The sequence below is a fragment of the Methylobacterium sp. HMF5984 genome, from assembly GCF_045033435.1.
GTDB lineage: Bacteria > Pseudomonadota > Alphaproteobacteria > Rhizobiales > Beijerinckiaceae > Methylobacterium.
Map to the genome: position 1 here is coordinate 1,986,719 of NZ_JBJFLN010000001.1, position 26,252 is coordinate 2,012,970.

The window sequence follows — 26,252 nt, forward strand, 5'->3', positions numbered from 1 at the left end:
GCGGCCTACTCCGCGGGCGACGCTTCGCTGCCGCGTGCCGCGGGCGCCGACGGGCCGGCACCGGGCGACCCGTCGCAGGCTCCGGACGCGTAGGCGTTGATGATCGCGCCGAGCAGGCCCGGAAAGCGCGCCTCGACCTCGGCGTAACGCGACTCGTTGCGCATCTCCACGCCGTGGCGCGCACTGCGGATCAAGCCGGCTTCGCGCAACACCTTGAAGTGCGTCGACAGCGACGATTTCGGGATCACCCGGTCTCCGAGGGCGGAGACGGCCGAGCACGCCTCGACGCAGCCCGCGCGCATGATCCGTGCGAAGATCGCCGCGCGGTTCGGATCGGACAGGGCGTGGAGGATCGCGTCCGGGCGCACGTCCTCCATCGCGGGATGGAACAGGGATCTCATGATCTCGGCATATGGGGGCTTGATCCGCGCGACATTAGTTCCGAAATCCCGAACTATGGGAATACGGCGGCCATCCCGGTGCCGGCCCATGCCGAGGGTTAGCATACATGTCCAAGCTCGCAGGCAAAGTCGCCGTCGTGACCGGCGCATCGAAGGGCATCGGTGCCGGCATCGCCAAGGCGCTGGCACAGGACGGCGCGGCGGTCGTCGTGAACTACGCATCGAGCAAGGCCGGCGCCGAGGCGGTCGTCGCCGCGATCACCGCGGCCGGCGGCCGGGCGATCGCGGTCCAGGGCGACGTCTCTCAGGCCGCCCAGGCGCAAGCGGTGATCGAGGCGGCGGTGACGGCATTCGGCCGGCTCGACGTGCTGGTCAACAATTCCGGCGTCTACGACTTCGCGGCGATCGAGGAGATCACCGAGGCGCATTACCGCAAGCTGTTCGACGTCAACGTGCTCGGCGTGCTGCTGGCGACCCAGGCGGCCGCCAAGCACCTCGGCGAGGGCGGCAGCATCGTCAACATCTCGTCGGCGATCACCCACGTGCATACGCCGACGGCGGCGGTCTATGCCGGGACGAAGGGCGCCCTCAACGCGATCTCGGGGGTGCTCGCCAACGAGCTGGGGCCGCGCCGGATCCGGGTCAACACGGTCAGCCCGGGCTACGTGGTGACCGAGGGCACCCATTCGGCCGGCATCGCCGGATCCGAGATGGAAGCCGGCTTCGTCGCGCAGACCCCGCTCGGCCGCGCCGGCGCGCCGGACGACATCGCCCGGGTGGTCGCCTTCCTCGCCTCCGACGACGCGCGCTGGCTCACCGGCGAGGTGATCACCGCGAGCGGCGGCATCCGCTGACGAACGGCCCCGCATGACGAACGGCCCCGCATAAAGACGAAGCCGAGCCCGGTCCGGGCCCCGCTTCGCCGCGAGCGGTCACGCCACGCGCAGCAGCACGTGGCGCTTCTTGCCGAACGAGAGCTTGATCACGCCGGTCTTGGCGAAGTCGGCGGTGCGCAGCACGGCACGCTCGTCGGTGAGGACCACGTCGTCGATGCGCAGGCCCCCGCTCTTGATCTGGCGGCGGGCCTCGCTCGTGGACGGCACCAGCTTGGCGTATTCCGGCCCGAAGGCGCTGAGCACGCCGAGGCCGGCATCGACGAGGTCGCGCGAGACGGTGACGCTCGGCAGGTCTTCGGCCAGCGTCCCCTCGACGAAGGTCTTCCGCGCGGTCTCGGCGGCGGCGTCCGCCGCCTCGCGGCCGTGCATCAGCGCCGTCGCCTCGGTGGCGAGCCGCACCTTGGCCTCGTTGATCCCGGCCCCGCCCTTCGCGGCGAGGTCGGCGATCTCGGGCAGCGGGAGGAAGGTGAACAGCTTGAGGAAGCGCGCGACGTCGGCATCCTCGGTGTTCCGCCAGAACTGCCAGTAATCGTACGGCTTCAGCATCCCGGCATCGAGCCAGACCGCGCCGGCGGCGGTCTTGCCCATCTTGGCGCCCGACGCGGTGGTCAGCAGCGGGCAGGTCAGCCCGAGCAGGCCCGGGACGCCCATGCGGCGGCCGAGATCGATGCCGTTGACGATGTTGCCCCACTGGTCCGACCCGCCCATCTGCATGGTGCAGCCGTGGCGGCGGTTCAGCTCAACGAAGTCGTAGGACTGGAGGATCATGTAGTTGAATTCCAGGAACGAGAGTTCCTGATCGCGCTCCAGCCGCATCCGCACGCTGTCCATCGACATCATGCGGTTGACCGAGAAATGGCGACCGACGTCGCGCAGCATCTCGATGTAGTTCAGCTTGGTCAGCCATTCGGCGTTGTCGACCATGATCGCGCCGGTCGCCGAGCCGTCGAAGGCGAGGAACCGGGCGAAGGTCTTCTGGATGCCGGCCTTGTTGGCCTCGATCTGCTCCAGGCTGAGGATCTTTCGCGATTCGTCGCGCCCCGAGGGGTCGCCGACGCGGGTGGTGCCGCCGCCCATCAGCGCGATCGGCCGGCCGCCGGTCTTCTGCAGCCAGTGCAGCATCATGATCGACAAGAGGTGGCCGATATGGAGCGAGGCCGCGGTGCAGTCGTAGCCGACGTAAGCCGTGAGCCGCCCCTCGGCCGCGGCCGCGTCCAGCGCGGCGAAGTCCGAGCACTGGTGGACGTAGCCGCGCTCGCTCAGGACTTTCAGGAACTCGGATTTCGGCGCGAAGGGCTCGGCGGCGGTCATGGGAGGCTCGGACTTCTCGGTTCGAAGCGGGCGGCTCCGGCACGGGACCGGACCGGTCCTGCGCGCTGGCGCGTCCGCTCGCAAAAGGGCATGAGGCGGCTGAGTGTCACTCGCAAAACCTCCGTCGCGTCGTCGTCGCCATCTCGGGCGCCCGCAGGGATCGGAGGTTTTGCGAGGGTCACCCATAGCAGGACGACCGGCGAAAGGCACGGGGGCAGGTCATGACCATGATGCGCGCGATCGGCCTGATGAGCGGCACGTCGCTCGACGGCGTGGACGTCGCCCTGATCGAGACCGACGGCGAGGCCGTCCACGTGGTCAAGGGCCACAACAACTACCTCGAACCCCTGGGGCCGACCGGCTACCGCGGCTATTCCGAGGACGAGAAGGTCCTGCTGCGCGCCGCCACCAAGGACGCCGAGGGCGTCGTCGCCCCCGGCGACCGGCCCGGCCGGCTGCCCGAGGCGGAGGCCTTCGTCACCGAGGCGCATGCCCAGGCGGTCGAGCAGTTCCTCGCCGAGAACGGGCTCTCGGCCGCCGACATCGACGTGATCGGCTTCCACGGCCAGACGGTGATCCACCGCCCGGACCAGCGCATCACGATCCAGATCGGCGAGGGGCAGGCGCTCGCCGACCGTTTGCGCATTCCGGTCGTCTCCGACCTGCGCCGCGCCGACATCGAGGCGGGCGGCCAGGGGGCGCCCCTGGTGCCGGTCTTTCACCAGGCGCTGGCCGCGGCCTCGGGGTTCGAGGGCGCCTACGGCATCCTCAACATCGGCGGCGTCGCCAACGCGACCCTGGTCGACGCGAAGGGCGGCGTGATCGCCTTCGACACGGGGCCCGGCAACTCGCTGATCGACGAGTGGATGCAGGAGCGCGAGGGCAAGAATCTCGACGACGGCGGCCGCACCGCCGCGCGCGGGCGAGCCGACGAGCCGCTGCTGGCGTGGCTGCTGACGCACCCGTTCTTCTTCCGACGGCCGCCGAAATCGCTCGACCGCAACTGGTTCTCGCACAAGCTCGCGGGCCAGCTCTCGACCGAGGACGGCGCGGCGACGCTCACCGCCTTCACGGCCCGCGCGGTCGCCCGGGCGCTCGACCATGCCCCGGAGATCCCGGCCCGCTGGATCGTCGCCGGCGGCGGCGCCCGCAACGGCGAGCTGGTGCGGCTCTTGAACTATCACCTGCGCGCCGAGATCACGACGGCCGACGCCATCGGCTGGTCCTCGGCCTTCCTCGAGGCGCAGGCCTTCGCGCACCTGGCCGTGCGCTCGCTCAAGGGTCTGCCGATCACGTTTCCGTCGACCACCGGCGTGCGCGAGCCGATGACCGGCGGCGTCCTGGCGCGACCGCGGGATACCTGAGCGCCGAGCGCGGTTCACCCTGGAGCGATTCTCGAAGAGCTTCAAAGCGAGCCCCATGACCGACCGCGCGACCCCGATCCGCTACCACGACAACGTCGAAACCCCGGCCCCCGACGAGAACCACGTCATCGACGAGATCATCGCCTCGATGACCCGCGAGAGCGAGACCACCGCCGCACGCTACAAGCACGCCGTGCGCGCCTCGCACGCCAAGATCAGCGGCATCGTCGTCGGCGAGCTCCAGGTGCTGCCGAACCTGCCCGCGGAGCTGGCCCAGGGCCTGTTCGCGACGGCGGGCACGCATCCGGCGATCGTGCGGTTCGCGCAGGGGCCGGGCGAGCTCCTGAAGGACAGCGTCTCGACCCACCGCGGCATGGCGATCAAGGTGCTCGGCGTCGCCGGCGAGAAGCTCGCCGGTCACGCGGCCGACACCCAGGATTTCGTGCTCGCCACCGGGCCGGTCTTCCCGAACCCGGACGCGAAGGGCTTCCTCGGCAGCATGAAGCAGCTCGAAGCCGGCACCAAGGCGCCGGAGGCGGTGAAGGTCGCGGTCTCGGCGACGGCGCGGGCGGCCGATTCGGTCGTGAAGGCGGTGACCGGCAAGAGCGCGCCGCTGCTCGATTTCTTCGGACACCAGCCGCTGCATCCCCTGGCCGAGCCGTACTACTCGCAGGCGGCGCTGCGCTACGGCGACCATATCGCCAAGATCGCCGCGTTCCCGGCCGCGCCCGCGCAGGAGGCCCTGGCGAAGGAGGAGCTTCACCCCGGCGACGACCCGGACACTTTCCGCCACGCGGTCGCGGCCCTCTTCCGCGGCCAGGAGGTGGTGTTCGAGATCCGCGTGCAGCTCTGCCTCGACCTGAACGACATGCCGATCGAGGACGCCTCGAAGGAATGGTCGGAGGAGGCCAGCCCCTACCGCACCGTCGCCCGCCTCGTGCTGCCGGCGCAGGACGCGACGAGCGAGACCCGCCGCGCCTACGCCGACGACGTGCTCTCCTTCCGTCCCGCCCACAGCCTCGCGGCGCACCGTCCGCTGGGCTCGCTGATGCGGGCGCGGCTGAAGACCTACCAGGCGCTCTCGAGCTTCCGCCATGCCCGCAACGGCGTGCCGGAAACCGAGCCGCGCGCCATCGAGGAGGTGCCGGCCTGATCGCCCGCATGAGCGCCGCCAGTCGGCGTCGCGCCGAACGCTCTCCCTTCCCTTCGGGGGAGGGAGGCGGCCACCCGACGCAGACGCAACGCGGCCCCGATTTGTGCCTCCGCCGCCCGCGCGCTAGAGCACGCGCACGATGTCCCACAACACGTTCGGCCACCTGTTCCGCGTCACCACCTTCGGCGAGAGCCACGGGGTCGCCCTCGGCTGCGTCGTCGACGGGTGCCCGCCCGGGCTGATGCTCGAGGCCGAGGAGATCCAGGCCGAGCTGGACCGGCGCAAGCCCGGACAGTCGCGCTTCACCACCCAGCGGCGCGAGCCGGACCAGGTGAAGATCCTGTCGGGCGTGTTCGCCGACGACCGCACCGGGGGCCGCCAGCTCACCACCGGCACGCCGATCGCGCTGATGATCGAGAACACCGATCAGCGCTCGAAGGACTATTCCGAGATCCGCGACAGCTACCGCCCGGGCCATGCCGACTACGCCTACGACGCCAAGTACGGCATCCGCGACTATCGCGGGGGCGGGCGCTCGTCGGCGCGCGAGACCGCGGCGCGGGTCGCGGCCGGCGCCATCGCGCGCAAGGTGATCCCCGGCGTCACGATCCGCGCGGCTTTGGTGCAGATGGGTCCGCACGCGATCGACCGGTCGCGCTGGGATTGGGAGGCGGTCGGCGCCAACCCGTTCTTCTGCCCTGACGCGGCGACCGCGAAATTCTACGAGGACTACCTCGACGGCATTCGCAAGGACGGCTCGTCGATCGGCGCAGTGATCGAGGTGGTGGCCGAGGGCGTGGCACCCGGCCTCGGCGCGCCGATCTACGGCAAGCTCGACGCGGAGCTGGCCGCCGCGATGATGTCCATCAACGCGGTCAAGGGCGTCGAGATCGGCGACGGCTTCGCCTCGGCGGCGCTCCGCGGCGAGGACAACGCCGACGAGATGCGCGCGAGCAACGACGGGCGCCCGACGTTCCTGGCCAACCATGCCGGCGGCGTGCTCGGCGGCATCTCGACCGGCCAGCCGATCGTGGTGCGGTTTGTCGTGAAGCCGACCTCGTCGATCCTCACGCCCCGGCGCACGGTCACGGGCGACAACCGCGACGTCGACCTGATCACCAAGGGCCGCCACGATCCCTGCGTCGGCATCCGGGCCGTCCCCGTCGCCGAGGCGATGATGGCGTGCGTGCTCGCCGACCACCATCTCCGCCATCGGGGGCAGGTCGGCACCTGACTTCGGCGCCTCACGTCGGCGCCCGACGCCCGACCGTCCCCGGACGCAAAGCCCATTCGAGTACCGAACCGTGCCCCACACCTCCGTCACCTCCGCCATCGAAGCCTTCGCCCGCGGCGAGATCGTCGTCGTCACCGACGACGACGATCGCGAGAACGAGGGCGACCTCGTCGTCGCCGCGATCCATTGCACGCCGGAGAAGATGGCGTTCATCGTCCGCAACACCTGCGGCATCGTCTGCGCGCCGGTGACGGTCGCGGAGGCGCGCCGCCTCAACCTCGCGCCGATGGTCGCCTCGAACGACGCGCCGCTCGGCACCGCCTTCACCGTCACGGTGGACGTGAAGCACGGGCTGACCACCGGCATCTCGGCCGAGCAGCGCTGCAACACCGTGCGGGCGCTCGCCAACGGCAACATGGGCGCCGACGACTTCGTCCGCCCCGGGCATGTCTTCCCGCTGATCGCGCGGGACGGCGGCGTGCTGATGCGCTCAGGCCATACGGAAGCCGCGGTCGACCTGTGCAAGCTCGCGGGCCTGCCGCCCGTCGGCGTGATCTGCGAGCTCGCCAACGACGACGGCACGGTGATGAAGGGGCCGCAGATCGCGGCCTTCGCCGAGACGCACAGCCTCGCCCGCGTCTCGGTGGCCGACCTGATCGCCTACCGCCAGGCGCGCGACAAGCTGGTCGAGCGCGTCGGCCACTTCCCGGTCGAGACCGAGTTCGGCCCGATGACGGGCTACGCCTACACCACGCCGTTCGAGGCGATCCAGCAATTCGCCTTCGTCCACGGCGACATCGGGGACGGCCGCAACGTGCTGGTCCGGCTCCATCGCTCGGACGTCGTCGCCGACGTGATCGAGGGCGGCCGCCAGATCGAGACGGTGATGCGCCGGTTCGCGCGGGAGGGCCGCGGCATCCTCGTGTACCTGCGCGACGGCACCGCCGGGGTTCCGCTGAACCGCGTCGCGGACGAGGGCACCGAGGCGCAGCGCGTGCGCCAGTGGCGCGAGGTGGGCCTGGGCGCGCAGATCCTGCGTGACCTCGGCGTGGTCTCGATCCGCAACCTCTCGACCTCGGCCCGCGCCTATGTCGGCCTGTCGGGCTTCGGGATCGAGATGCTCGGCGACGAGCCGCTGGAGGGATAGTCCGCGACGAACCGGCCGTAGCGCAGCGCCAAGGCCGGCAGGATCGCGAGGTTCAGCACCGTCGAGGTGACGAGCCCGCCCAGGATCACGATCGCCATCGGACCCTCGATCTCGCGCCCCGGCTCGCCGGCGCCGAGCGCCAGCGGAAGCAGGCCGAGGCCGGTGACGAGGGAGGTCATCAGGATCGGCACCAGCCGGTCGCCGGCGCCCTCCGCGGCGGTGGCGGCGTCCCAGCTGCGCTCCTCGCGGGCGACCATGTGCTCGTAATGGGCGATCAGCATGATCGCGTTGCGCAAGCTGATCCCGAACAGGGTGACGAAGCCGACGATCGAGCCGAGCGAGACCACCGCGCTGGTCGCCGCCACGGCGAGCACGCCGCCGACGAAGGCGAAGGGCAGGTTGACCAGCACCAGGACGAGGTTGCGCACCGACCCGGTCACCACCGCGAGCAGCAGCACGATGCCGAGGCCGGCGAGCGCGGAATAGGTCAGCAGGTCGGCGCGCGCCCGCGCCTGCGTCTCCGCGGCGCCCTCGAAGGCGACGTAGACGCCGGGCGGCAGGGTCACCTCCTTGGCGACCTTGCGCTTGGCCGCCTCGACGAAGGAGGCCACGTCGCGCCCCGTCACGTTGGCGGTGACCGCCTGCACCCGCTGCGCGCCCGCGTGCTGGACCTGGTAGCGCCCGGCCGTCTCGTAGACGTCGGCGACCTGGGTCAGCCGGATGTAGCTGCCGCTCGTGGTCCGCAGCGGCAGGTCGCCGAGGCGGGTGAGGTGCGCGCGGGTCGCCCGGTCGAGGACGACGATGACGTTGAAGACGGCGTTGCCCTCGTAGGCCTGGCCGACCACGTCGCCCTGGTAGGCGGTACGGACGATCTCCAGCACCTCGATCGCGTCGAGGCCCCAGTGGCGCAGGTCGTTCCGGCGTAAGGACACGGTGATCTGCGGCAGGCCGGCGGGCGATTGCTGCTGCACGTCGGCGGCGCCCCGCACCTCGGCGAGTTCGCGGGCGACGTCGCGGGCCGCCGCCTCGATCCGGTCGAGGTCGGCGCCGAACACGTTGATCACCACCGGCGCGGTGTAGCCCGAGACCGTCTCCTCGATGCGCTCGGTGAGGAAGGTCTTGAGCGAGAACGCGGCGCCGGGCGTGCCCGCCATCAGAGCGCGGATGCCGGCCTCGCTCCGCCCCTGCGCCGCGCCGTCGAGGCCGGGCTCGAGGTCGATGTGGATCTCGCTGTAATGCGTGCCGGCCGTGTCCTGGCCGGCCTCGGCCCGTCCGACCTGCTGCGCCACGGCGCGGACGCCGGGCACCGCCTTGAGCCCGGCGGTCATGCGCGCGCCGAGCCGCAGCGATTCCTGCAGCGAGGTGCCCGGCGCCGCCGCCATGTGCAGGATCAGGTGGCCCTCCTTGAGGTCCGGCAGGAAAGTGCCGCCGAAGAAGGGCAGGGCGGCCGCGCCGGCGAGGGTGAGGAGGACGGCCGCCGTCGCCGCCCAGCCGAAGCGCCGCTCGACGGCCCCAAGCATCCGCGCGTAGGCGGCGCGCGCGATCCGCATCACCGGGGGATCGCGCGCGGGCAGGTCCTTGCGCGCTACCAGCGCCATCGCGAGCGCCGGGGTCACCGTGAGCGCCACCGCGAGCGAGGCCACCACCGCCAGGACGTAGGCGAGCGCCAGCGGGCCGAACAGGCGCCCGGCGACGCCGGTGAGCGCCAGCACCGGCAGGAACACCAGCAGCACGGCGAAGGTGGCGTAGGCCACCGCGCCCCGCACCTCGAGGATCGCGTCGCGCACCACCCGCGCGACCGGAAGCGGCACGGCGAGGCGGCGGTTCTCGCGCAGGCGCCGCACCGCGTTCTCGATGCCGATCACCGCGTCGTCCACCACCTCGCCGATGGCGATGGCCAGCCCCCCGAGGGTCATCGTGTTGAGGCTCTCGCCCATCGCCCCGAGCACCAGCACGGCGGCGAGCAGCGAGAGCGGGATCGCCACCGCGCTGATGACGGCCGTGCGCCAGTCGAACAGGAACACGAACAGCACCACGACGACCAGGATGCCGCCGAGCGCCAGCGCCTGCAGCACGTTGCCGTTGGCCTGGGCGATGAAGTTCGCCGGGCGGAAGAGGTCGCCGCGCAGCACGATGCCGTCGCGCGCCAGCCCGGGCCGAAGCTCGTCGAGGGCCGCCTCGACCCGGCGCGTCGCCTCCAGGGTGTTGGCGCCGATCTGCGCACCGACCATCAGGAGGATGCCGGGCCGGCCGTCGACGAGCGCCGCGCCGATCGGCGGCTCGGGGGCGGCGACCACGGTGGCGACGTCGCCGAGCACCACGCTCGCGCCGCCCTCGTTGACGAGCACCGTGCGGGCGATCTCCTCCGGCGTCAGCGACTGCCCTTCCGTCTGGAGGGCGATGCGCTGGTTGGGGGTGTCGACGAAGCCGGCGCCGCGCACCCCGGTGGCCTTGCGCGCGGCCACGAGCACGTCGTTCAGGCCGAGGCGGAAGCGGATCAGGTCGTGCGGCCGCACCTCGACCTGGAAGGCGCGCACCGCGCCGCCGTAGACCGAGACCTGGGCGATGCCGGGCACCGCGAGCAGCCGCAGGCGCACGCGCCAGTCGGCGATCGTGCGCAGGTCGAGGGCGGAGCGGCTCTCCGAGGTCAGCCCGACCAGGAGCACGGTGCTGGTCGAGGAGGTCAGCGCGGTCATCGCCGGCGGCAGCACGCCCTGCGGCAGGCGCCCGGCGAGGCTCGCCAGCCGCTCGGTCACGAGCTGGCGCACCCGGTAGATGCTGCTGCCGGCGGTGAAGGTGGCGGTGATGACCGACAGGCCCTGGATCGAGCTCGACCGCAGGGTGGCGAGGCCGGGAAGCCCGTTGACGGCGACCTCGACGGTCTGGGTCACCAGGATCTCGACCTGCTCCGGGTTGAGCCCCGGCGCCTCGGTCTGGATCACCACCGAGGGCGGCGCGAACTCGGGGAAGACGTCGTACTTCGCCTGACCGAGGCTGGCGGTGCCGTAGACCAGCAACGCCAGCGCCAAGGCCACGACGATGCCGGGGAAGCGGATCGCGAAGGCGACCAGGGCGGCCTGCGGGCCGACGGGATCGGGCGCGGCGGGGCTTTGATCGGACGACATCGGCTCAGTCGTCGTCCGCGCCGCCGGCTCTCTGCACCTGGGCCTTCATCTCCTCCGACAGCAGGGCCTGCGCGCCCCGCATCACGATCTCGGTCTCGCCGGCGAGATCCGCGACGATGAAGCCGTCGCCCGAGAGCGCGGGGTCGGCGCCGAGCGCGTGGCGGGCGAACCCGGTCTCGCCGACCGCGCGGTAGAACCAGGCCCCGCCCTGCCAGTGCACGACCGCCTCCTCGGGCACGAGCACGCCGGTGGCGGCCCGCGACGAGGTAATGAAGGCCAGCGTGCTCATGCCGGGGAGGAGGCCGCTGTCGCCGGAGACCGTGTAGAACGAGCTGAGGCCCTGGATGCGCTGGTCGGTGCGGGTCGCGGCCGAGACGAAGCGCAGCGCCACGCGCTCGCTCTGCGGCGGCACCTCCGCGAAGGCCGCGCCGGGCCGGCCCTTCAGCGTCTCCCCGGGCGGCAGCGTCACCTGCACCAGGAAGTCGGCGCGCTCGATCAGCCGGGTCACGAGGACCGAGCGCTCGACGATGCCGCGGCCGATCACCGGCCCCCATTCCTGCTGCGCGGTGGCGCTGAGCGTCCGCACCTGCGACTGCGCTGCGGCGAGCGCCGCCTGGTCGGTCTGGAACGTGCCCTCGGTGGTCTCGATCTGCACCTGCGTCGCGTAGGGCCCGAGGGATTTGGCGCGCTGGAACGCGGCGCGCGAGACCTCGACCCGCGCCTGCGCGGTCTGCAGCTGCGCCGTCGCGGCGGCGTAGGAATTCGTGAGCTCCGTCACCCGCGCGAGGTCGAGGACGCTGCCGTAGGCCTGGATCTCGATCGGGTGCGATTCGGGCTGCCGCCGTGCGGTCTCGAGGCCGATCCGGGCGCGTTCCTCGGGCGTGAGCACCACGACGACGCGTCCGCCCTCGACCGCGGTGCGCTGGGGGGCAGCGAATGGCGTGGGCTTGGCGGGGGCGGGGGCGGACCTGGCCGCATCGCGCGCCACGAAAAGGTTCGTCAGCCGTGAAGCGACCTGCCGAACGTCGTCGCCGGCGAAAGCCGCGACGAGCGCCACACCGGCCAGCCCGATCGCCGTCGCCCAAACCAGCCCGTAGCCACGCCTCTGCCGCACCCGATCCACCCCATCGACGAGCGGCCGTCATGCCGGCCGACGCCGGGCGTGGCATTACCACATAATCCCGGTTCCGATTGCCGAATAATCCTGAAACCCGACGATGACGATCGTTGGCTACACTTTCCCGACGATCCCCCCTCTCGGGGGAGGGAGGGCACCCGATCTTTCCCTCATCGCCCCATCAGCGCGTCGACATGCGCCGACACCGAGCGGCCGAGGCCGTCGAGGCTGTAGCCGCCCTCCAGCATCGAGACGAGGCGGCCGCCGGCGTGCCGGTCGGCGACCTCCATCAGCTTGCGCGTGGCCCAGCCGAAATCGGCTTCGGTCAGGCGCAGGTTGGCCAAGGGATCGAGGTGGTGGGCGTCGAAGCCGGCCGACAGGATGATCACGTCGGGCGCGAAGGCGTCGACGCGGGCGAGGATGCCGGCCTCGAACGCCTCGCGGAAGACCGCGCCGTCGTCGCCCGGGCGCAGGGGCACGTTGACGATGGTGTCCTTCGCGCCGCGCTCGGAGGCCGCGCCGGTGCCGGGAAACAGCGGCATCTGGTGGGTCGAGGCGTACATCACGTCGGCATCGTCCCAGAAGATGTCCTGCGAGCCGTTGCCGTGGTGCACGTCCCAATCGACCAGCGCCACGCGGGTCGCGCCCTTGGCGCGGGCGTGGCGCGCGGCGATGGCGGCGTGGTTGAACAGGCAGAATCCCATCGCCCGGGTGCGCTCGGCATGGTGGCCGGGCGGGCGCATGGCGACGAAGGCGTTGCTGCATTCGCACCCCATCACCGCATCGACCGCCATGATGCCGCCGCCGACGGCGCGAAGCGTCGCCTCCAGGCTGCCCGGGGACATCAGCGTATCCGAATCGATCGCGACCATCCCGTCCTTGGGCGAGGCCGCGACGATCGCCTCGACATAGGCGGCGGGGTGGGCGAGCGTGGCGACCGAGGCCTCGGCCTGTGGCGCCATGGTGCGGACGAGGCCGGAGAAGCGCTCGTTCTCCAGGACGCGCTCGATCGCGCGGATGCGGTCGGGCCGCTCGGGATGCCCCTCGGGCACGGCGTGGTCGAGGGCGGCCGGGTGGCTCACGTACAGGGTCGTCACGATCATCCCTCCGGCTGTGCGCGCCGCCTCGCTGCGGACGCACCTGTCGCAAAGCGGCAACAGCGCTTGGCATTGTGCCCGCGGGCAACGCGGGACGCTACGCCGAAGTGCCTCGTCCGCCTATGCTTCGGTCAGTTTCCGTCAACCCTGGTTCGAACGGCGGAAGCCCACTCGAGAGAGGCCCGCCATGCGCTTCGCCCCGATCATCGCGTGTGCCGTGCTGCTCTCGGGCTGCAACTTCAAGGCGGTGCCCGATCCGGCTCTGTCGGCACGGGACACCGCCTTCATGGCGCTGGTGCCGGACGCCGAGTTCGACCCGCACTTCGCCCGCTACCAGGTCACCGACCCGACGAAGGAGCAGCCCGGCACCATCGTGATCGAGACGATGGAGCGGCAGCTCTACCTCGTGCTGCCCGACGGCAAGGCGATGCGCTACGGCGTCACCGTGGGCGACGAGGCCTATGGCTGGAAGGGCACCGCCACGGTCGACCGCAAGGCGGAATGGCCGGCCTGGAACCCGCCGGCCGAGATGATCAAGCGCTGGCCGCACGTCCACCCGATGCAGGGCGGGCCGGGCAACCCGCTCGGCGCCCGCGCGCTCTATCTCTCCGACAAGGGCCGCGACACGCTCTACCGCATCCACGGCACCAACGAGCCGGAGAAGATCGGCCAGGCCGCGTCGTCCGGCTGCATCCGCATGCGCAACATCGACGTGGTCGACCTGTTCAACCGCGTGCCGGTGGGCGCGACGGTGATCGTGCGCTGAGGGCGGACGACCTTCGGTCCGTTTCCCCTCGTCGTTCCGGGGCTGCGAAGCAGAGCCCGGAATCCAGAACCGCCGACGCCAGCCGGATCCGCCACCGCCGGCGGCTCTGGATTCCGGGCTCGCCTGCGGCGCCCCGGAATGACGGGATAGCGGTGAGCGGGTGACGTTTCATCTGCGTTCCCGGAGAGCGGGCGACGATCGTGCGGTCTCGACAGATGCCGGCATGTCGCTCGAAAAAAGCAAGATTCTCGAAACGCTCATTCGTGAGCACGCTTTAACCTGAACGCCGGTTCAGATTTGGCCGTTAACCTCTGAAGACGATCTCGTCTCCTACAGTCCAATACACACGAGGACAGGCGGCGACCGAACAAAGGTCGCGGAGGAATTCGGTCATGATCAACGTTTCTCTTCAAGACTTCTGCAACCATGCCGTCGCCGAGGGCCGCATTGCGTCGGCCGCCGTGCAGGTTCTGCTGCGCGACGTGCTGCCGGACGGCATCGCCCATCGCGACGAGGCCGACATGCTGATCGCGCTGGAGCGGGCGGTGCCCGACGCCGATCCGGCCTTCGCCGACGCGCTGGTCGCCCTCGTGGTCGACTTCGCGGTCTGGGGCGAGCGTCCCTCGGGCTACGTCGACCGCGCGGTCGCCGCCTGGCTTTCGGCGTCGCTCGCCGGCCTCACCGGCCCGACGCCGGCCGGCGCGCGAATCGCCGTCGAGATCGTCCGGGAGGCGCAGGGGAGCGCCGAGGCGCTGATGGTGTTCGCGATGGAAGCCAACCGCTGGACCCGGGAGCCGGCCAGGACCGACCGGCCGCGCTTCGCGCTGGCCGCTTGAAACGAGACCAAAAACTTTTGACCGCGGTCGCCCAGGCATCGGCCGCCGGCACAGCTTCCGTCGCCTGCGGATCTGCTTTATCGGGAACGCTCTATCCGGCTCACGCCAAGCCGCTTCCTGAAGACGACCAGACCCGAGCGCGATAAAAGATGTTCGACAAGATCCTGATCGCAAACCGGGGCGAGATCGCCTGCCGCGTCATCAAGACGGCACGGCGCATGGGCATCAAGACCGTGGCGGTCTACTCGGACGCCGACCGCGATGCGGTCCACGTGGCGATGGCCGACGAGGCCGTCCACATCGGCCCGGCGGCGGCGGCGCAATCGTACCTCGTCATCGAGAAGATCATCGACGCCTGCAAGCAGACCGGGGCGCAGGCGGTGCATCCGGGCTACGGCTTCCTGTCCGAGCGCGAGGCCTTCGCCAACGCGCTCGCCGAGGCCGGCATCGTCTTCATCGGCCCGAACGCCGGCGCCATCGCCGCGATGGGCGACAAGATCGAATCCAAGAAGGCGGCGGCCGCCGCCAACGTCTCGACGGTGCCGGGCTTCCTCGGCGTGATCGAGAGCCCCGAGCACGCCGTCGAGATCGCCGACGGCATCGGCTACCCGGTGATGATCAAGGCGTCCGCCGGCGGCGGCGGCAAGGGCATGCGCATCGCCTACGCCTCGGGCGAGGTCGCGGAGGGCTTCGCCCGCGCGAAGTCCGAGGCCGCCTCGTCCTTCGGCGACGACCGGGTGTTCATCGAGAAGTTCATCACCGATCCGCGCCACATCGAGATCCAGGTGATCGGCGACAAGCACGGCAACGTGGTCTACCTCGGCGAGCGCGAGTGCTCGATTCAGCGCCGCAACCAGAAGGTCATCGAGGAGGCACCCTCGCCCCTTCTCGACGAGGCCACCCGCCGGAAGATGGGCGAGCAGGCGGTCGCCCTGGCGAAGGCCGTGGACTACGATTCCGCCGGCACGGTCGAGTTCGTCGCCGGCCAGGACAAGTCGTTCTACTTCTTGGAGATGAACACCCGCCTCCAGGTCGAGCATCCGGTTACCGAGATGATCACCGGCGTCGACCTCGTCGAGCTGATGATCCGGGTGGCGGCCGGCGAGACGCTGCCGCTCACGCAGGATCGGGTGACGCTCGACGGCTGGGCGGTGGAGAGCCGCGTCTACGCCGAGGATCCGACCCGCAACTTCCTGCCCTCGATCGGCCGGCTCACCACCTACCGGCCGCCGGAGGAGGGCACGTTCGGCACCGGCAAGGTCCGCAACGACACCGGCGTAGAGGAGGGCGGCGAGATCGCGATCCACTACGATCCGATGATCGCCAAGCTCGTCACCTGGGCGCCGACCCGCGCCGAGGCGATCGAGCTCCAGGCCGAGGCGCTCGACGCCTTCGCCATCGACGGCATCCGCCACAACATCCCGTTCCTCGCCGCCCTGATGGCGCATCCGCGCTGGCGCGAGGGGGCGCTGTCCACCGGCTTCATCGCCGAGGAGTTCCCGGAAGGGTTCTCCGCGCCCGAGCCGAAAGGCGCGGTGGCGCAGCGGATGATGGCGGCCGCGGCCGCGATCGACCACAAGCTCAACGCGCGCAAGCGCGGCATCTCCGGCCAGATGCGCGACCCCGCGCTGCTGCACTTCGAGCGCGACCGGGTGGTGATGCTGGCCGGCGAGGCCTTCCCCGTCACCGTCGATCCGCACGAGGATGCGCTGGCGCAGAACTGCCTCGTCGTCACCGAGGCCGACGGCACCGCCCACGTCGTCGAGAGCGACTGGCGCCCGGGCGAGCCGGTCTGGACCGGCACGATCGGCGCGCAGCGCGTCGCGATCCAGGTGCGCGGGCTGCTCAACGGCGTCGCGCTCCAGCATGCGGGCGCCGCGGCCGAGGCCCGCGTCTACACCCGCCGCGAGGCCGAGCTCGCCGCGCTGATGCCGGTGAAGGAGGATGCCGGCTCCGGGAAGCAGGTGCTCTGCCCGATGCCCGGCCTGGTGAAGCAGATCCTGGTCACCGAAGGCCAGGAGGTGAAGAACGGCGAGGCCATCGCCATCGTCGAGGCGATGAAGATGGAGAACGTGCTCCGCGCCGAGCGCGACGCCACGGTGGCGAAGGTCCACGCCAAGGAGGGCGAGAGCCTCGCCGTCGATGCGGTGATCCTGGAATTCGCCTGACTCGCGTCAGCGTCCTGAGACCCGGCGGCGATGAGCCTCGTTCACAACGAGCAGACGAAACTGCTTGCGACCGGGCTCAACACGATCGCCGCCGCGTTCATCATCATCGGGGTGGTGACGCCGGTGACGGCCGTGAGCTTCGGGATCGCGAACGCCCCCAAACCGACCGCCGTGGCCGTGTTCTTCGCCGGGGTCTGGCTTTGCACCGGGTTCGGCATACATTGGATCGCAAGGCGCGTCCTGCGGAGCCTCAAACCATGAACTCCGGTGAGATCTTCGTCATCTTCGTCATTCCGGCCATCATGCTGACCGTGGCCTATCTCGCCATGCGCGCCAATGAATGGGCGATCCGCCGCGACGATCGGAAGTCCGGCGAGTAACCGGGGGTTCCCCGACCCGACCGGTTCGCACCGAAATCCATGCCTCTCTACTTCGCCTACGGCGCCAACATGGATGCCGCCGCCATGGCCTCCCGCTGCCCGGCTTCGCGGCTGATCGGGCAGGGCCGGCTGCACCGCCACCGCTTCATCGTCATGCGCGAGGGCTACGCCTCGGTGGTGCGCGACGGGCGCCACACGGTCTGGGGCGTGCTGTGGGAGCTGGCCCTCGCCGACGTCCCCGCCCTCGACCGCTACGAGGGCGTTGCCGGCGGCCTCTACGTGAAGGCCTCGCAGCCGGTCGCGACCGCGGGCGGCGTCAAGCGCGCGCTGATCTATCTCGGCCGCTCCACCGCCTGCGGCGTGCCGAAGCCCAGCTATCTCGAGGCCGTGCTCGCGGCGGGCGAGGCGGCGCAGCTGCCGGCCCCCTACCTGCGCGAGGTGCGCGGCTGGCGTCGCGGAGCGCCGACCTAGGTGCGACGCAGATGCCGCGGCAGCAACGCCCGGTTTGGCCCTGACCTTGCCTTCTCCCGGATCGCAGAACATCGAACACCGGGAGCCTTCCGCCAATGGACTTCGTCAAACCTACGGACATGGCCGCGACCATGAGCGATTCGGGCGTCATGCGCGCCGAGCTGTCGATCCGTGACATGCTCGTGCGCGGCATGATGGCGGGCGCGCTGCTCGGCATCGCCACCAGCCTCGCCCTCACCGGGGCGGTGCAGACCGGCGTGCCCTTCGTCGGCGCCATCGTCTTTCCCGTTGGCTTCGTGATGATCGTGTGCCTCGGGCTCGAGCTCTGCACCGGGAACTTCGGCATCCTGACGCTGTCCTGGATGGAGAACCGGATCGGGTTCGCGCCGATGATGCGCAACTTCGCCTGGAGCTTCATCGGCAACCTGCTCGGCAGCGTGCTGTACGCGCTGCTCCTGGTGATCGCGCTGACCAACGCGTGGCACACGCCCGTCGCCGGCGTCGCGCAGAAGCTGGTCGAGATCGCCTCGGCCAAGACGATCGCCTACGAGAACCTCGGCACGGCCGGGATGCTGACCTGCTTCGTCAAGGCGATGCTGTGCAACTGGATGGTCTGCCTCGGCGTGACGATGTCGATGATGTCGACCTCGACCTTCGGCAAGATCCTCGGCGCCTGGCTGCCGATCTTCCTGTTCTTCGCGCAGGGGTTCGAGCATGCGGTGGTGAACATGTTCGTCATCCCCGCCGGCATGATGCTCGGCGCGCCCGTCCATTTCAGCGAGTGGTGGCTGTGGAACCAGATCCCCGTCACGCTGGGCAACTTCGTCGGCGGGGTGCTGTTCATCTCGGTGGCCTGGTACCTGACCTACCGTCAGAAGACCGTCGATCCGGCCCGCGTCGAGGGCCGTCCGCAGGGCCGCGCCGCCATCGCCCGCTGAGAACGACCCGACGCGGCCGGACGCCTCCGGCGTCCGGCCGCGTTGTGCCGTCATGAGCGAGATCAGAAGCGTCGCCGTCGTCGTCGTCGGCCGGGTCCAGGGCGTCACCTATCGCGCCTGGACCCGGCGCGAGGCCGAGGCGCGCGGCCTGTCGGGGCACGTGAGCAACCGCGCGGACGGCGCGGTCGAGGCCGCGTTCACCGGGCCGGCCGACGCGGTCGAGGCGATGGTGCAGGCGTGCTGGGCCGGGCCGCCCGGCGCCCGCGTCGAGCGGGTCGAGGTGACGGCCGGCGAGCCGTCCGCCGGCGCCTCCGGGTTCGCGATCCGGCGGTGAGGGGACCCGCGCATGGACGGCCTGCTCCGGCGCGCCTCGACAGCGCGCGCCGCGCCGGGGTAGCCATCCCGCGGTCCCGATGCGCCCACGGCCGGCGCGGCGCGCGGGCCCGATGGGCACCCCAGGGACGATGACCGACCTCCCTTCCACCACGCTGCTCGCCGCCTACCTGCCCTCCGGGTTGTCGCCGATCGACCTCGGCGCGCTGATCTACTTCGTGCTGGCCTGGCTCGGCTACGGCCTCTCCGTCGGGCGCCTGCGCGGGCGGATGGTGTCGCTGAGCCAGATCATGAACGCGCAGCGCGAGGAGTGGGCGCGCCAGCTGATCGTGCGCGACAACCGCGTGGTCGACACCACGATCAACGCCTCGCTGCAGAACGGCACCGCCTTCTTCGCCTCGACGTCGCTGATCGCGCTCGGCGGCGTGCTCACCCTGTCGCGCTCCGGCGACGACGTGCTCAACCTGTTCGGCACGCTGCCCTTCGGCACGATCGCCACGCGCACGACCTGGGAGATCAAGGTCGCAGGGCTCGCGGTCGTGTTCGTCTATGCCTTCTTCAAGTTCGCCTGGGCCTACCGGTTGTTCAACTACAGCGCGATCCTGCTCGGGACCGTGCCGCCCAAGGGCTCGGGGGCGAGCGAGTCCGCGATGCTGCGCGCCGCGCGGCGCGTGGCGGCGATGAACACCGCGGCCGGGCTCCACTTCGCCCGCGGGCAGCGTGCGTTCTTCTTCGCGTTGGCGTATCTCGGGTGGTTCGTCAGCCCCTATTTCCTCGTCGCCTCGACGACGGCGGTCGTGTTCGTGATGTGGCGGCGCCAGTTCGTCTCCGAGATCCGCGCGATCCTGCTCGCCGACGGCGCCCCGCCCGTCGAAGGATCCACGCCGTGAGCGACGACCGCACCGGAACCCGCAGCGAGGACGCGATCGAGGAGACGATGCTGCGTCTCGTGGCCGAGCGCGGCCCCGGCAAGACCATCTGCCCCTCGGAGGTCGCACGCGCGCTGGCGGGGTCGGATCCGGACCAGTGGAGCCCCCTGATGCAGCCGGTGCGCCGCATCGCCGTGCGCCTGACCAAGGCCGGCCGCCTCGCCATTCTGCGGAAGGGCAAGCCCGCCGATCCGGACGATTTTCGCGGGATCTACCGGTTGTCGCTCCCCGAAGGCTGATCCGCCGGCCCCGGCAGCAGCGCGTCGGTGTAGCCGGCGAGCCGGTAGACCGCGAGGCCGATCCATTCCTTCACCGCCAGGTCGAGCACCAGCAGCCCCTCCGAGGCGAAGCTGCCGAAGCGCAGCGCGTCGCGCGGGCCGCGGGTGCGGTAGTCGACGGGGAAGGCGACGACGTTGAAGCCGGCCGCGCGGAAGCAGCCCATCGCCCGCGGCATGTGGAAGGCCGAGGTCACCAGCAGCCAGCGCTCGCCCGGCTTCGGCTGGGCCATCGCGGCGGAGAACAGCGCGTTCTCGCGGGTGTTGCGCGAGCGGTTCTCCAGGATCAGCCGGGTGCGCGGCAGGCCGAGGGTGTCGGCGTCGCGGCTGACGATGTCGGCCTCGGCGATCGCCCCGTCGACGAGGCTGCCGCTGCCGCCGGAGAACATCAGCCGCGCCTGCGGGTAGCGCCGGGCGAGATCGGCCATGTAGATCGGCCGCTCGCCGGCATCGTTGACGACCACCTGCCCGCGGCCGGACGACAACCCGGCCTCGATCCCGCCGCCGAGCACGATGATGCCGTCGGGCGGGCGATCGTCGGCGTAGGCCGGGAAGCGCTGCTCCAGCGGCAGCACCGCCCAGGCCGAGAGCGGCGACAGGCCGCCTGCGAGCAGGCCGAGGAGGCCGAACGCGCTCAAAGCTCCGCCGAGGCGCCGCCGCGCGGTCGCGAGCGTCAGCGCGACGCCGACGAGCCCGACGAGGGCGAAGACGTTCGACGGGGTGATCAGGAAGAAGATCACCTTCGAAAGCGGGAAGAACATCGGCGCGGGTCCGGCGGGCGTCGGACCTCAGGCCTTCGTCTCGGCTTCGTAGCGGGCCAGGGTTTCGGCGTCCGGCGGCAGCAGGGTGGCGAGGCTCGCGCCCTTCTCCGCCTCGCGGGTGAGCCAGAGATCGAGGCGCTGCTGCTCGACCGCCTCCAGCGCCACCGCCTCGGCGATGTCGGCCGGGATCACCACCACGCCGTCGGGGCCGCCGACCACGACGTCGCCGGGATGCACCGCGGCCCCGGCGCAGGCGATCGGCTCGCCGGAGCCCGCAAGCTGAAGCGTACCCTCGCCCGGCGCGAACGCGGCGTCCCAGACGGCGAGGCCGCTCTCGGCTGCGAGGCAGCCGTCGGTGACGAGGCCGGCGACGCCGCGGGCGGAGAGCCGCGCGGCCAGGATCGCGCCGAAGGGAAGGGCGAGCCCGGAGCGGCCGGTATCGATCACGACGACGGCGCCCTCGGGCACCGCCTCGATCGCCTCCGCGAGCGAGCGCGCGACCTCGCCGCGCGCCGGAATCATCCGCAGCGTCACGGCCGGCCCGACGGCTCGGCCCGAACCGGCGATGCCGGAGAGCGCGCAGGCCGGGACGCCGCGGCGCGCCAGGGCGCGGGCGAGGCTCGCCACGGTGACTGCGGAGAGGGCGTCGCGCAGGGTCGGGTCGAGGGCCATCGGGGTGCGGTCTCCGGGCAGGCTGCCTGACGCCCAAGTGGGTCGCGCAGGGGCGAGGGCAAGGCGGGCAAGGGTTGAGCAGGGCAGGGGCAAGGCCGGTCGGCCAGGACGTGCCGGCGTCAGCTGATCGGTGCGGCGAAGATCCGGGCGGCGGCGGGCCGCTGCGCCAGCGCCGCGTACCAGCGCCGGATCTCGGGCCGCTCGACGCGCTCCGCCGGCAGGGCGAGCCAGCGGTGGGCGGCGCAGCCGAGCGCGATGTCGGCGATCGAGAAGCGCGTGCCGACGACGAAGGTTCGGTCGGCGAGGTGCCGGTCGAGGATCGCGGCGAGGACCTCGGACCGTTCGAGCGAGCTTGCGATGAGGGCATGGTCGCGCGCATCCGGCGCGGCGCGGTAGAGCTGCCAGAACGCGTCGCGCATCGCCGGGGTGAAGCTCGTCGCCTGCCAGTCGAGCCATTGCTGCACCTGCGCCCGCTCGCGCCGGTCGTCGGGCAGGCGAAGGGCGCCCTCCGCGCCGTCCGCGAGGTAGCGCAGGATCGCGTTCGACTCCCACAGGGCGAAGTCGTCCTCCTGCAGCACCGGCACCAGGCCGTTCGGGTTCATTGCCCGGTAGGCGGGGTCGGCGACGACGCCGTGCGCGCCGCCGGCCTCGACCCGCTCGTAGGCGAGGCCGGATTCGTCGAGCCCCCAGAGGGCCTTCTGCACGTTGACGGAGTTCGCCCGCCCCCAGAGCCTGCGCATCGGCTTATTCCTGCTCGCTCGCCTCGGGCCGATACGGCTCGGGCGGATAAGCGTGCACGCCGCCGTTCGGATCGGTGATCCGGGTGCCGTCGCGGTCCGCGGCGACGTAGCCCGGCCCGACCGGAACCTTGCCGTGGCCGCCGGGGATGTCGAGGACGTAGGTCGGCTGGGCCAGCCCCGATAGCCGGCCGCGGAGCGTGCGCATCAGCGCCTGCCCGGCATCGAGCCCGGTGCGCAGGTGCGCCGTGCCCGGCGCGAGGTCGCCGTGATGCAGGTAGTACGGCTTGATCCGGTTCTCGACGAAGCTCCGCATCAGCGCCTCCATCACCGCCGCATCGTCGTTGACGCCGGCGAGCAGCACCGTCTGGCTCACCATCGGGATCCCGGCGTCGACCAGCCGCGCGCAGGCGGCCCGCGCCTCGGCGCCGAACTCGCGGGCGTGGTTGGCGTGCAGGGCCACGAACACCGCCCGGCCGAAGCCTTTCAGCGCGGCGATCAAAGCGTCGGTCACCAGGGCGGGGCTCACCACCGGCACGCGGGTGTGGACCCGCAGGACCTTGACGTGGGGCACGCACTCGAGCCGCCGCGCGATGTCGGCCAGCCTGCGCGGCGAGAGCGCGAACGGGTCGCCGCCGGTCAGCACCACCTCCCAGATCGCCGGGTCGGCGGCGATGTAGGCCAGCACCGCATCGAGCTCGGCCTCGCTCAGCGTGCCGGCGCCTTCCGGCCCGACCACCTCGCGGCGGAAGCAGAAGCGGCAATAGACCGGGCAGACGTGGAGCGGCTTCAGCAGCACCCGGTCGGGATAGCGGTGGACGAGGCCGGGCATCTTCTCGTGGACGGCGTCGCCGATCGGGTCGGCGCGTTCCTCGGCCGCAGTGACGACTTCCTCCGCCCGCGGCACGAACTGGCGGGCGATCGGGTCATGCGGGTCGGCGGCGTCGATCAGCTCGGCCATGTCGGGGGTGATCGACACGGCGTAGCGCGCGGCCACCGCCCGCAGGGCCGGCAGGTCGGCCGGCGCCACGAGGCCCGCGGCGGCGAGCTCGTCCGGGCTGCGCAGCGGGCGGTTCATCGCGTTCCGCCTGCGACGGGGGTCCAGATCACGTCCTCGATATGCGGCGCGCCGGTCGCGAGCATCACCAGCCGGTCGAAGCCGAGCGCGCAGCCCGACGCCTCCGGCATCACCGCCAAAGCGTCGAGGAAGTCGTCGTCGATCGGATAGGTCTCGCCGTAGACGCGATGCTTCTCCGCCATCTCGCAGGCGAAGCGCCGGCCCTGCTCGGCGGCGTCGGTCAGCTCGCCGAAGGCGTTGGCGAGCTCGACGCCGCAGGCATAGAGCTCGAACCGCTCCGACACCCGTGGGTCGTCCGCGCTCGGGCGGGCGAGCGCCGCCTCGCTCACCGGGTACTCGCACAGGATCGTCGGCCGCCCGTGCCCGAGATGCGGCTCGATTCGCGCCACCAGCACGCGGCTGAACAGGTCGGCCCAGGTGTCGTCGGCGGCCACCCGCAGGCCCGCTTGCGCGACCGCGGCGGCGAGCCCGTCGCGGTCGGTGGCGCCGTCACGGGACAGGGTGGCGAGGAGGTCGATGCCGGCATGCCGGTCGAAGGCGTCGGACAGCGTCAGCCGCTCCGGATCGGCGAAGGGATCGCAGGTCCGATCGCGATGGCGCAGCCGCGCCGTCGCCGCCGTCTCGGCGGCGAGCCGCAGCAGGTCGACGCAGTCGGCCATCAGCACGGCGTAGGGCTCGCCGGCGCGATACCATTCCAGCATCGTGAATTCGGGATGATGCAGCAACCCGCGCTCGCGGTTGCGGAAGACGTGGCCGAGGCTGAACAGCCGCGATTCGCCGGCCGCCAGCAGCTTCTTGCAGGCGAATTCCGGCGAGGTGTGGAGGTAGAGCGGCGCACGCATCCCGTCGCCGCCGATCGCCTCGGTGGCGAAGGCGGAGAGATGCGCCTCGTTGCCGGGCGAGACCTGGAGGCAGGCGGCCTCGACCTCGACGAAGTCGCGGGTTGCGAAGTGGCCGCGGAGCGCATGGGCGATGCGGTTGCGCAGGATCAGCAGCGGGCGCCGGTCGGCGTGCCGGTGCGGCGCCCACCACGGGGAGGGGGCTGCCGTCACCGGGCGGCCCTGCGATCGGCGGATCGGACGTTTCCGGCTTCGAACACGCGCGCTCCCGGCGGACCGATACTGGCGCGGCTGGCAACCGGGCCGCGGATAGGATAGTGCCGGAGCCCGATATCGCTCTCGAGGGATATGCCTCTCCCGCGGGGCACCGCGCTAGGCGCGCGAACCCCGCCTTGTCAACGCAGGACCTGACCCCGTGAAGGTGATCGCTTCTACCCTCCGCAAGGGCAACGTCGTCGATAAGGACGGCAAGCTCTACGTCATCCTGTTCGCGGAGAACATCCATCCCGGCAAGGGCACCCCCGTGACGCAGCTCGACATGCGCCGCATCACCGACGGGGTGAAGGTGTCGGAGCGCTACCGCACCACCGAGCAGGTCGAGCGCGCCTTCGTCGAGGACAAGGAGCACACCTTCCTCTACAGCGACTCGGAGGGGTTCCACTTCATGAACCCGGAGAGCTACGAGCAGATCCAGGTGCCGGCCGACGTGGTCGGCGACGCCGCCCCCTACCTGCAGGAGGGCATGGCGGTGATGGTCTCGCAGCACAACGGCGTGGCGCTGACGATCGAGCTGCCGCAGCGCGTCGTGCTCGAGGTCGCCGAGACCGAGCCGGCGATGAAGGGGCAGACCGCCTCGTCCTCTTACAAGCCGGCCACCCTGTCGAACGGCGTCCGCACCACCGTGCCGCCTCACATCGCCGCCGGCACCCGCATCGTGGTGATGACCGCCGACGGCGCCTACGTCGAGCGCGCCAAGGACTGAGGCATCCCGGAACGGGGGGCTACGGCGGCGGCGCCGTGCCCTCGGAGGCCTCGTAGCAGCGCTGCGACAGGCCCTGCGCCCGCATGCGCTCGGGCACGGTGAAGCCGCGGCCCTCCACCGACCACAGGCCCTCCCTGCGCAGGGCGTCGGCGGTGCAGCGTGCCGCGATCCGGCACGAGCCCGGCTCGCCCCCGGTGCGGGTGCAGGTCTCGACGTAGTCCGCCCGAGACTTCGCCAGCCCGGCGCGCGGATGCGGCCCGGTCAGCGCGACCAGGCCCGTCAGCGCCCCGAGCAGGAGCGGCTGGTGTACGAGGTAGATCGCCAGGCTGTGGCGACCGGCGAAGGTCGCAGCCCGTGCGCCTCGGCTCCGCGGCTGCCAGAGACCCGCCCGCGAGCGCGCGAACCAGGGCAGGGCGATCCGGCCGAGGGCGACCCCGAGCAGCACGATCCCGAACCACGGGAACAGCGGCACGTAGTCGTTGGTCTGCGGCGTCAGCCGGCCGAGTCCGAGGAAGAACAGCGCGGGCGCATCGAGCAGCGGATGCGCCACGAGGTGCAGCAGCGCCACGACCAGGGCGCCGGCCAGCGCCGTCACCACCGCCGGCACGAACAGGAACGGCAGCGCCAGCACGCTCGACACCGCGATGCAGTGCAGGATGCCGAAGAAGATGAAGCTGTCCGGGAAGGCGTAGAACGTCGCCAGGGTGATCAGCGCCGCCGCCCCGCCGACCCGCAGCAGCCGCAGGGCGGTCGGCCGCAGCCGCACGCCGCGGCCGTTCATCAGCACCAGACCGACCCCGACCAGGACCAAGAACGTTCCGGCGATGACGTGCGCCGCGACCCGCCCCGCGGGCGACAGCGCGACGTTCTCGGGCGTGAGGCGGAGGTACCCGAGGTCCCAGGTCAGGTGATAGGCGGCCATCGCCGCGAGCGCGGCGGCACGCCCCGCATCGATCGCCGGGATCCGGCGGGACACGACGGTAGGCGCTTCCGGCGCGTTCGTCGGGGCGAATGTGGGATCGGGTGGCATGGCCGGCCCCCTAAGCACCATTCGCCGCGCGCGGCCATGGGCGGCTCCGAAGATTCGTGCGGCGGACGGCGCGTCAACGGTGCTCCCGCCACCTGCTGCGCCGCGGCAGCAGTCACGAGAAAGTGACCGAACTCGGTTGTTTCCGCCGGGAGCGTTCCGATGGGATCGGCCGGCGCAAAAGCGTGAGTCCGGACACGGACTTGGGCCTGCTC

At 71.4% G+C, this 26,252-nt stretch carries 27 protein-coding genes; 16 read left to right on the forward strand and 11 right to left on the reverse strand.

The window, feature by feature from the left end; genetic code table 11:
* Positions 1–5 precede the first annotated feature (5 nt).
* Entirely contained in the window at positions 6–401 is a 396-nt protein-coding gene (locus ACFZ8E_RS09445) for a helix-turn-helix transcriptional regulator (RefSeq protein WP_147842453.1), read from the reverse strand.
* A 107-nt stretch (positions 402–508) separates the two neighbouring features.
* On the opposite strand from ACFZ8E_RS09445, the gene ACFZ8E_RS09450 reads away from it, so the two are divergent.
* The gene (locus tag ACFZ8E_RS09450; protein ID WP_405042659.1) at positions 509–1,255 is read left to right on the forward strand and encodes a glucose 1-dehydrogenase; all 747 of its coding nucleotides are present in this window, start codon (positions 509–511) and stop codon (positions 1,253–1,255) included.
* Between the two features lie 78 nt (positions 1,256–1,333).
* Here ACFZ8E_RS09450 and tyrS read toward each other — a convergent pair whose 3' ends face one another.
* On the reverse strand, positions 1,334–2,608 hold the full coding sequence (gene tyrS / locus ACFZ8E_RS09455) for a tyrosine--tRNA ligase (protein WP_147726629.1): 1,275 nt from the start codon (positions 2,606–2,608) through the stop codon (positions 1,334–1,336).
* 221 nt (positions 2,609–2,829) lie between these two features.
* Between tyrS and ACFZ8E_RS09460 the strand changes: the two genes are divergently transcribed.
* The 4 genes from ACFZ8E_RS09460 (at position 2,830) to ribB (ending at position 7,506) form a co-directional block, all read left to right on the forward strand.
* Positions 2,830–3,972 carry an anhydro-N-acetylmuramic acid kinase gene (locus ACFZ8E_RS09460; RefSeq protein ID WP_147842455.1) on the forward strand — a complete coding sequence of 381 codons (1,143 nt, stop codon included), beginning with the start codon at positions 2,830–2,832 and terminating at the stop codon, positions 3,970–3,972.
* Positions 3,973–4,027: 55 nt separating this feature from the next.
* On the forward strand, positions 4,028–5,125 hold the full coding sequence (locus ACFZ8E_RS09465) for a catalase family protein (protein WP_243948100.1): 1,098 nt from the start codon (positions 4,028–4,030) through the stop codon (positions 5,123–5,125).
* 139 nt (positions 5,126–5,264) lie between these two features.
* Positions 5,265–6,359, forward strand: a complete 1,095-nt coding sequence (gene aroC / locus ACFZ8E_RS09470) for a chorismate synthase (RefSeq protein WP_147842457.1) — start codon at positions 5,265–5,267, stop codon at positions 6,357–6,359.
* 70 nt (positions 6,360–6,429) lie between these two features.
* Positions 6,430–7,506, forward strand: a complete 1,077-nt coding sequence (ribB, locus tag ACFZ8E_RS09475) for a 3,4-dihydroxy-2-butanone-4-phosphate synthase (protein WP_147842458.1) — start codon at positions 6,430–6,432, stop codon at positions 7,504–7,506.
* Here ribB and ACFZ8E_RS09480 read toward each other — a convergent pair.
* The 3 genes from ACFZ8E_RS09480 to ACFZ8E_RS09490 all read right to left on the reverse strand — a co-directional run bounded on the left by ACFZ8E_RS09480 (position 7,446) and on the right by ACFZ8E_RS09490 (position 12,845).
* Positions 7,446–10,631, reverse strand: coding sequence for an efflux RND transporter permease subunit (locus ACFZ8E_RS09480; RefSeq protein WP_405042660.1), 3,186 nt, complete (start codon positions 10,629–10,631; stop codon positions 7,446–7,448). The genes ribB and ACFZ8E_RS09480 overlap by 61 nt on opposite strands.
* Positions 10,632–10,635: 4 nt before the next feature.
* Positions 10,636–11,745: an efflux RND transporter periplasmic adaptor subunit gene (locus ACFZ8E_RS09485; RefSeq protein WP_405042661.1), complete on the reverse strand. Its 1,110-nt coding sequence runs from the start codon at positions 11,743–11,745 to the stop codon at positions 10,636–10,638.
* A 173-nt stretch (positions 11,746–11,918) separates the two neighbouring features.
* On the reverse strand, positions 11,919–12,845 hold the full coding sequence (locus ACFZ8E_RS09490; protein ID WP_243936065.1) for a histone deacetylase family protein: 927 nt from the start codon (positions 12,843–12,845) through the stop codon (positions 11,919–11,921).
* Positions 12,846–13,032: 187 nt separating this feature from the next.
* Between ACFZ8E_RS09490 and ACFZ8E_RS09495 the strand changes: the two genes are divergently transcribed.
* From ACFZ8E_RS09495 to ACFZ8E_RS09540, 10 genes are all read left to right on the forward strand, one after another.
* Positions 13,033–13,611: a L,D-transpeptidase gene (locus tag ACFZ8E_RS09495; RefSeq protein WP_147726986.1), complete on the forward strand. Its 579-nt coding sequence runs from the start codon at positions 13,033–13,035 to the stop codon at positions 13,609–13,611.
* 392 nt (positions 13,612–14,003) lie between these two features.
* Positions 14,004–14,447 carry a hypothetical protein gene (locus ACFZ8E_RS09500; protein ID WP_147859001.1) on the forward strand — a complete coding sequence of 148 codons (444 nt, stop codon included), beginning with the start codon at positions 14,004–14,006 and terminating at the stop codon, positions 14,445–14,447.
* A gap of 149 nt (positions 14,448–14,596) precedes the next feature.
* Positions 14,597–16,615, forward strand: a complete 2,019-nt coding sequence (locus ACFZ8E_RS09505) for an acetyl/propionyl/methylcrotonyl-CoA carboxylase subunit alpha (RefSeq protein ID WP_243934824.1) — start codon at positions 14,597–14,599, stop codon at positions 16,613–16,615.
* A gap of 30 nt (positions 16,616–16,645) precedes the next feature.
* Positions 16,646–16,876: a hypothetical protein gene (locus ACFZ8E_RS09510; protein WP_243948108.1), complete on the forward strand. Its 231-nt coding sequence runs from the start codon at positions 16,646–16,648 to the stop codon at positions 16,874–16,876.
* Positions 16,873–16,995: a hypothetical protein gene (locus ACFZ8E_RS09515; protein ID WP_279596219.1), complete on the forward strand. Its 123-nt coding sequence runs from the start codon at positions 16,873–16,875 to the stop codon at positions 16,993–16,995. Before ACFZ8E_RS09510 ends, ACFZ8E_RS09515 begins: the two co-directional genes overlap by 4 nt.
* A 39-nt stretch (positions 16,996–17,034) precedes the next feature.
* Entirely contained in the window at positions 17,035–17,466 is a 432-nt protein-coding gene (locus ACFZ8E_RS09520; protein ID WP_405042662.1) for a gamma-glutamylcyclotransferase family protein, read from the forward strand.
* Between the two features lie 95 nt (positions 17,467–17,561).
* Positions 17,562–18,404, forward strand: coding sequence for a formate/nitrite transporter family protein (locus ACFZ8E_RS09525; RefSeq protein ID WP_405042663.1), 843 nt, complete (start codon positions 17,562–17,564; stop codon positions 18,402–18,404).
* 52 nt (positions 18,405–18,456) lie between these two features.
* Positions 18,457–18,738 carry an acylphosphatase gene (locus tag ACFZ8E_RS09530; protein WP_405042664.1) on the forward strand — a complete coding sequence of 94 codons (282 nt, stop codon included), beginning with the start codon at positions 18,457–18,459 and terminating at the stop codon, positions 18,736–18,738.
* 130 nt (positions 18,739–18,868) lie between these two features.
* Positions 18,869–19,627, forward strand: a complete 759-nt coding sequence (locus ACFZ8E_RS09535; protein WP_405042665.1) for a DUF599 domain-containing protein — start codon at positions 18,869–18,871, stop codon at positions 19,625–19,627.
* Positions 19,628–19,674: 47 nt separating this feature from the next.
* Positions 19,675–19,905, forward strand: a complete 231-nt coding sequence (locus ACFZ8E_RS09540; RefSeq protein WP_147726996.1) for a DUF3253 domain-containing protein — start codon at positions 19,675–19,677, stop codon at positions 19,903–19,905.
* Here ACFZ8E_RS09540 and ACFZ8E_RS09545 read toward each other — a convergent pair.
* The 5 genes from ACFZ8E_RS09545 to epmA form a co-directional block, all read right to left on the reverse strand.
* The gene (locus tag ACFZ8E_RS09545; RefSeq protein WP_405042666.1) at positions 19,878–20,702 is read right to left on the reverse strand and encodes a YdcF family protein; all 825 of its coding nucleotides are present in this window, start codon (positions 20,700–20,702) and stop codon (positions 19,878–19,880) included. The two genes, ACFZ8E_RS09540 and ACFZ8E_RS09545, sit on opposite strands and share 28 nt — an antisense overlap.
* A gap of 27 nt (positions 20,703–20,729) precedes the next feature.
* On the reverse strand, positions 20,730–21,374 hold the full coding sequence (locus tag ACFZ8E_RS09550; protein ID WP_405042667.1) for a dimethylmenaquinone methyltransferase: 645 nt from the start codon (positions 21,372–21,374) through the stop codon (positions 20,730–20,732).
* Between the two features lie 119 nt (positions 21,375–21,493).
* On the reverse strand, positions 21,494–22,114 hold the full coding sequence (locus ACFZ8E_RS09555) for a glutathione S-transferase family protein (RefSeq protein WP_405042668.1): 621 nt from the start codon (positions 22,112–22,114) through the stop codon (positions 21,494–21,496).
* A 4-nt stretch (positions 22,115–22,118) separates the two neighbouring features.
* On the reverse strand, positions 22,119–23,189 hold the full coding sequence (locus ACFZ8E_RS09560) for a lysine-2,3-aminomutase-like protein (RefSeq protein ID WP_405042669.1): 1,071 nt from the start codon (positions 23,187–23,189) through the stop codon (positions 22,119–22,121).
* Positions 23,186–24,241: an EF-P lysine aminoacylase EpmA gene (gene epmA / locus ACFZ8E_RS09565; protein WP_405042670.1), complete on the reverse strand. Its 1,056-nt coding sequence runs from the start codon at positions 24,239–24,241 to the stop codon at positions 23,186–23,188. The genes ACFZ8E_RS09560 and epmA overlap by 4 nt, the downstream gene beginning before the upstream one ends.
* Positions 24,242–24,443: 202 nt before the next feature.
* Between epmA and efp the strand changes: the two genes are divergently transcribed.
* Positions 24,444–25,010, forward strand: a complete 567-nt coding sequence (gene efp / locus ACFZ8E_RS09570; RefSeq protein WP_147728635.1) for an elongation factor P — start codon at positions 24,444–24,446, stop codon at positions 25,008–25,010.
* A 19-nt stretch (positions 25,011–25,029) separates the two neighbouring features.
* Here the strand turns inward: efp and ACFZ8E_RS09575 are convergent, their stop codons facing one another.
* Entirely contained in the window at positions 25,030–26,040 is a 1,011-nt protein-coding gene (locus ACFZ8E_RS09575) for a DUF1624 domain-containing protein (protein WP_405042671.1), read from the reverse strand.
* Between the last annotated feature and the right edge of the window lie 212 nt (positions 26,041–26,252).

Excerpts from the sequence above, each read along its gene's own strand:
- ACFZ8E_RS09445 (WP_147842453.1), bottom strand. The coding sequence starts at position 401 with ATGAGATCCCTGTTCCATCCCGCGATGGAGGACGTGCGCCCGGACGCG.
- ACFZ8E_RS09450 (WP_405042659.1), top strand. The coding sequence starts at position 509 with ATGTCCAAGCTCGCAGGCAAAGTCGCCGTCGTGACCGGCGCATCGAAG.
- tyrS (WP_147726629.1), bottom strand. The coding sequence starts at position 2,608 with ATGACCGCCGCCGAGCCCTTCGCGCCGAAATCCGAGTTCCTGAAAGTC.
- ACFZ8E_RS09460 (WP_147842455.1), top strand. The coding sequence starts at position 2,830 with ATGACCATGATGCGCGCGATCGGCCTGATGAGCGGCACGTCGCTCGAC.
- ACFZ8E_RS09465 (WP_243948100.1), top strand. The coding sequence starts at position 4,028 with ATGACCGACCGCGCGACCCCGATCCGCTACCACGACAACGTCGAAACC.
- aroC (WP_147842457.1), top strand. The coding sequence starts at position 5,265 with ATGTCCCACAACACGTTCGGCCACCTGTTCCGCGTCACCACCTTCGGC.
- ACFZ8E_RS09480 (WP_405042660.1), bottom strand. The coding sequence starts at position 10,631 with ATGTCGTCCGATCAAAGCCCCGCCGCGCCCGATCCCGTCGGCCCGCAG.
- ACFZ8E_RS09495 (WP_147726986.1), top strand. The coding sequence starts at position 13,033 with ATGCGCTTCGCCCCGATCATCGCGTGTGCCGTGCTGCTCTCGGGCTGC.
- ACFZ8E_RS09500 (WP_147859001.1), top strand. The coding sequence starts at position 14,004 with ATGATCAACGTTTCTCTTCAAGACTTCTGCAACCATGCCGTCGCCGAG.
- ACFZ8E_RS09505 (WP_243934824.1), top strand. The coding sequence starts at position 14,597 with ATGTTCGACAAGATCCTGATCGCAAACCGGGGCGAGATCGCCTGCCGC.
- ACFZ8E_RS09510 (WP_243948108.1), top strand. The coding sequence starts at position 16,646 with ATGAGCCTCGTTCACAACGAGCAGACGAAACTGCTTGCGACCGGGCTC.
- ACFZ8E_RS09515 (WP_279596219.1), top strand. The coding sequence starts at position 16,873 with ATGAACTCCGGTGAGATCTTCGTCATCTTCGTCATTCCGGCCATCATG.
- ACFZ8E_RS09520 (WP_405042662.1), top strand. The coding sequence starts at position 17,035 with ATGCCTCTCTACTTCGCCTACGGCGCCAACATGGATGCCGCCGCCATG.
- ACFZ8E_RS09525 (WP_405042663.1), top strand. The coding sequence starts at position 17,562 with ATGGACTTCGTCAAACCTACGGACATGGCCGCGACCATGAGCGATTCG.
- ACFZ8E_RS09530 (WP_405042664.1), top strand. The coding sequence starts at position 18,457 with ATGAGCGAGATCAGAAGCGTCGCCGTCGTCGTCGTCGGCCGGGTCCAG.
- ACFZ8E_RS09535 (WP_405042665.1), top strand. The coding sequence starts at position 18,869 with ATGACCGACCTCCCTTCCACCACGCTGCTCGCCGCCTACCTGCCCTCC.
- ACFZ8E_RS09540 (WP_147726996.1), top strand. The coding sequence starts at position 19,675 with ATGCTGCGTCTCGTGGCCGAGCGCGGCCCCGGCAAGACCATCTGCCCC.
- ACFZ8E_RS09545 (WP_405042666.1), bottom strand. The coding sequence starts at position 20,702 with ATGTTCTTCCCGCTTTCGAAGGTGATCTTCTTCCTGATCACCCCGTCG.
- ACFZ8E_RS09550 (WP_405042667.1), bottom strand. The coding sequence starts at position 21,374 with ATGGCCCTCGACCCGACCCTGCGCGACGCCCTCTCCGCAGTCACCGTG.
- ACFZ8E_RS09555 (WP_405042668.1), bottom strand. The coding sequence starts at position 22,114 with ATGCGCAGGCTCTGGGGGCGGGCGAACTCCGTCAACGTGCAGAAGGCC.
- ACFZ8E_RS09560 (WP_405042669.1), bottom strand. The coding sequence starts at position 23,189 with ATGAACCGCCCGCTGCGCAGCCCGGACGAGCTCGCCGCCGCGGGCCTC.
- ACFZ8E_RS09575 (WP_405042671.1), bottom strand. The coding sequence starts at position 26,040 with ATGCCACCCGATCCCACATTCGCCCCGACGAACGCGCCGGAAGCGCCT.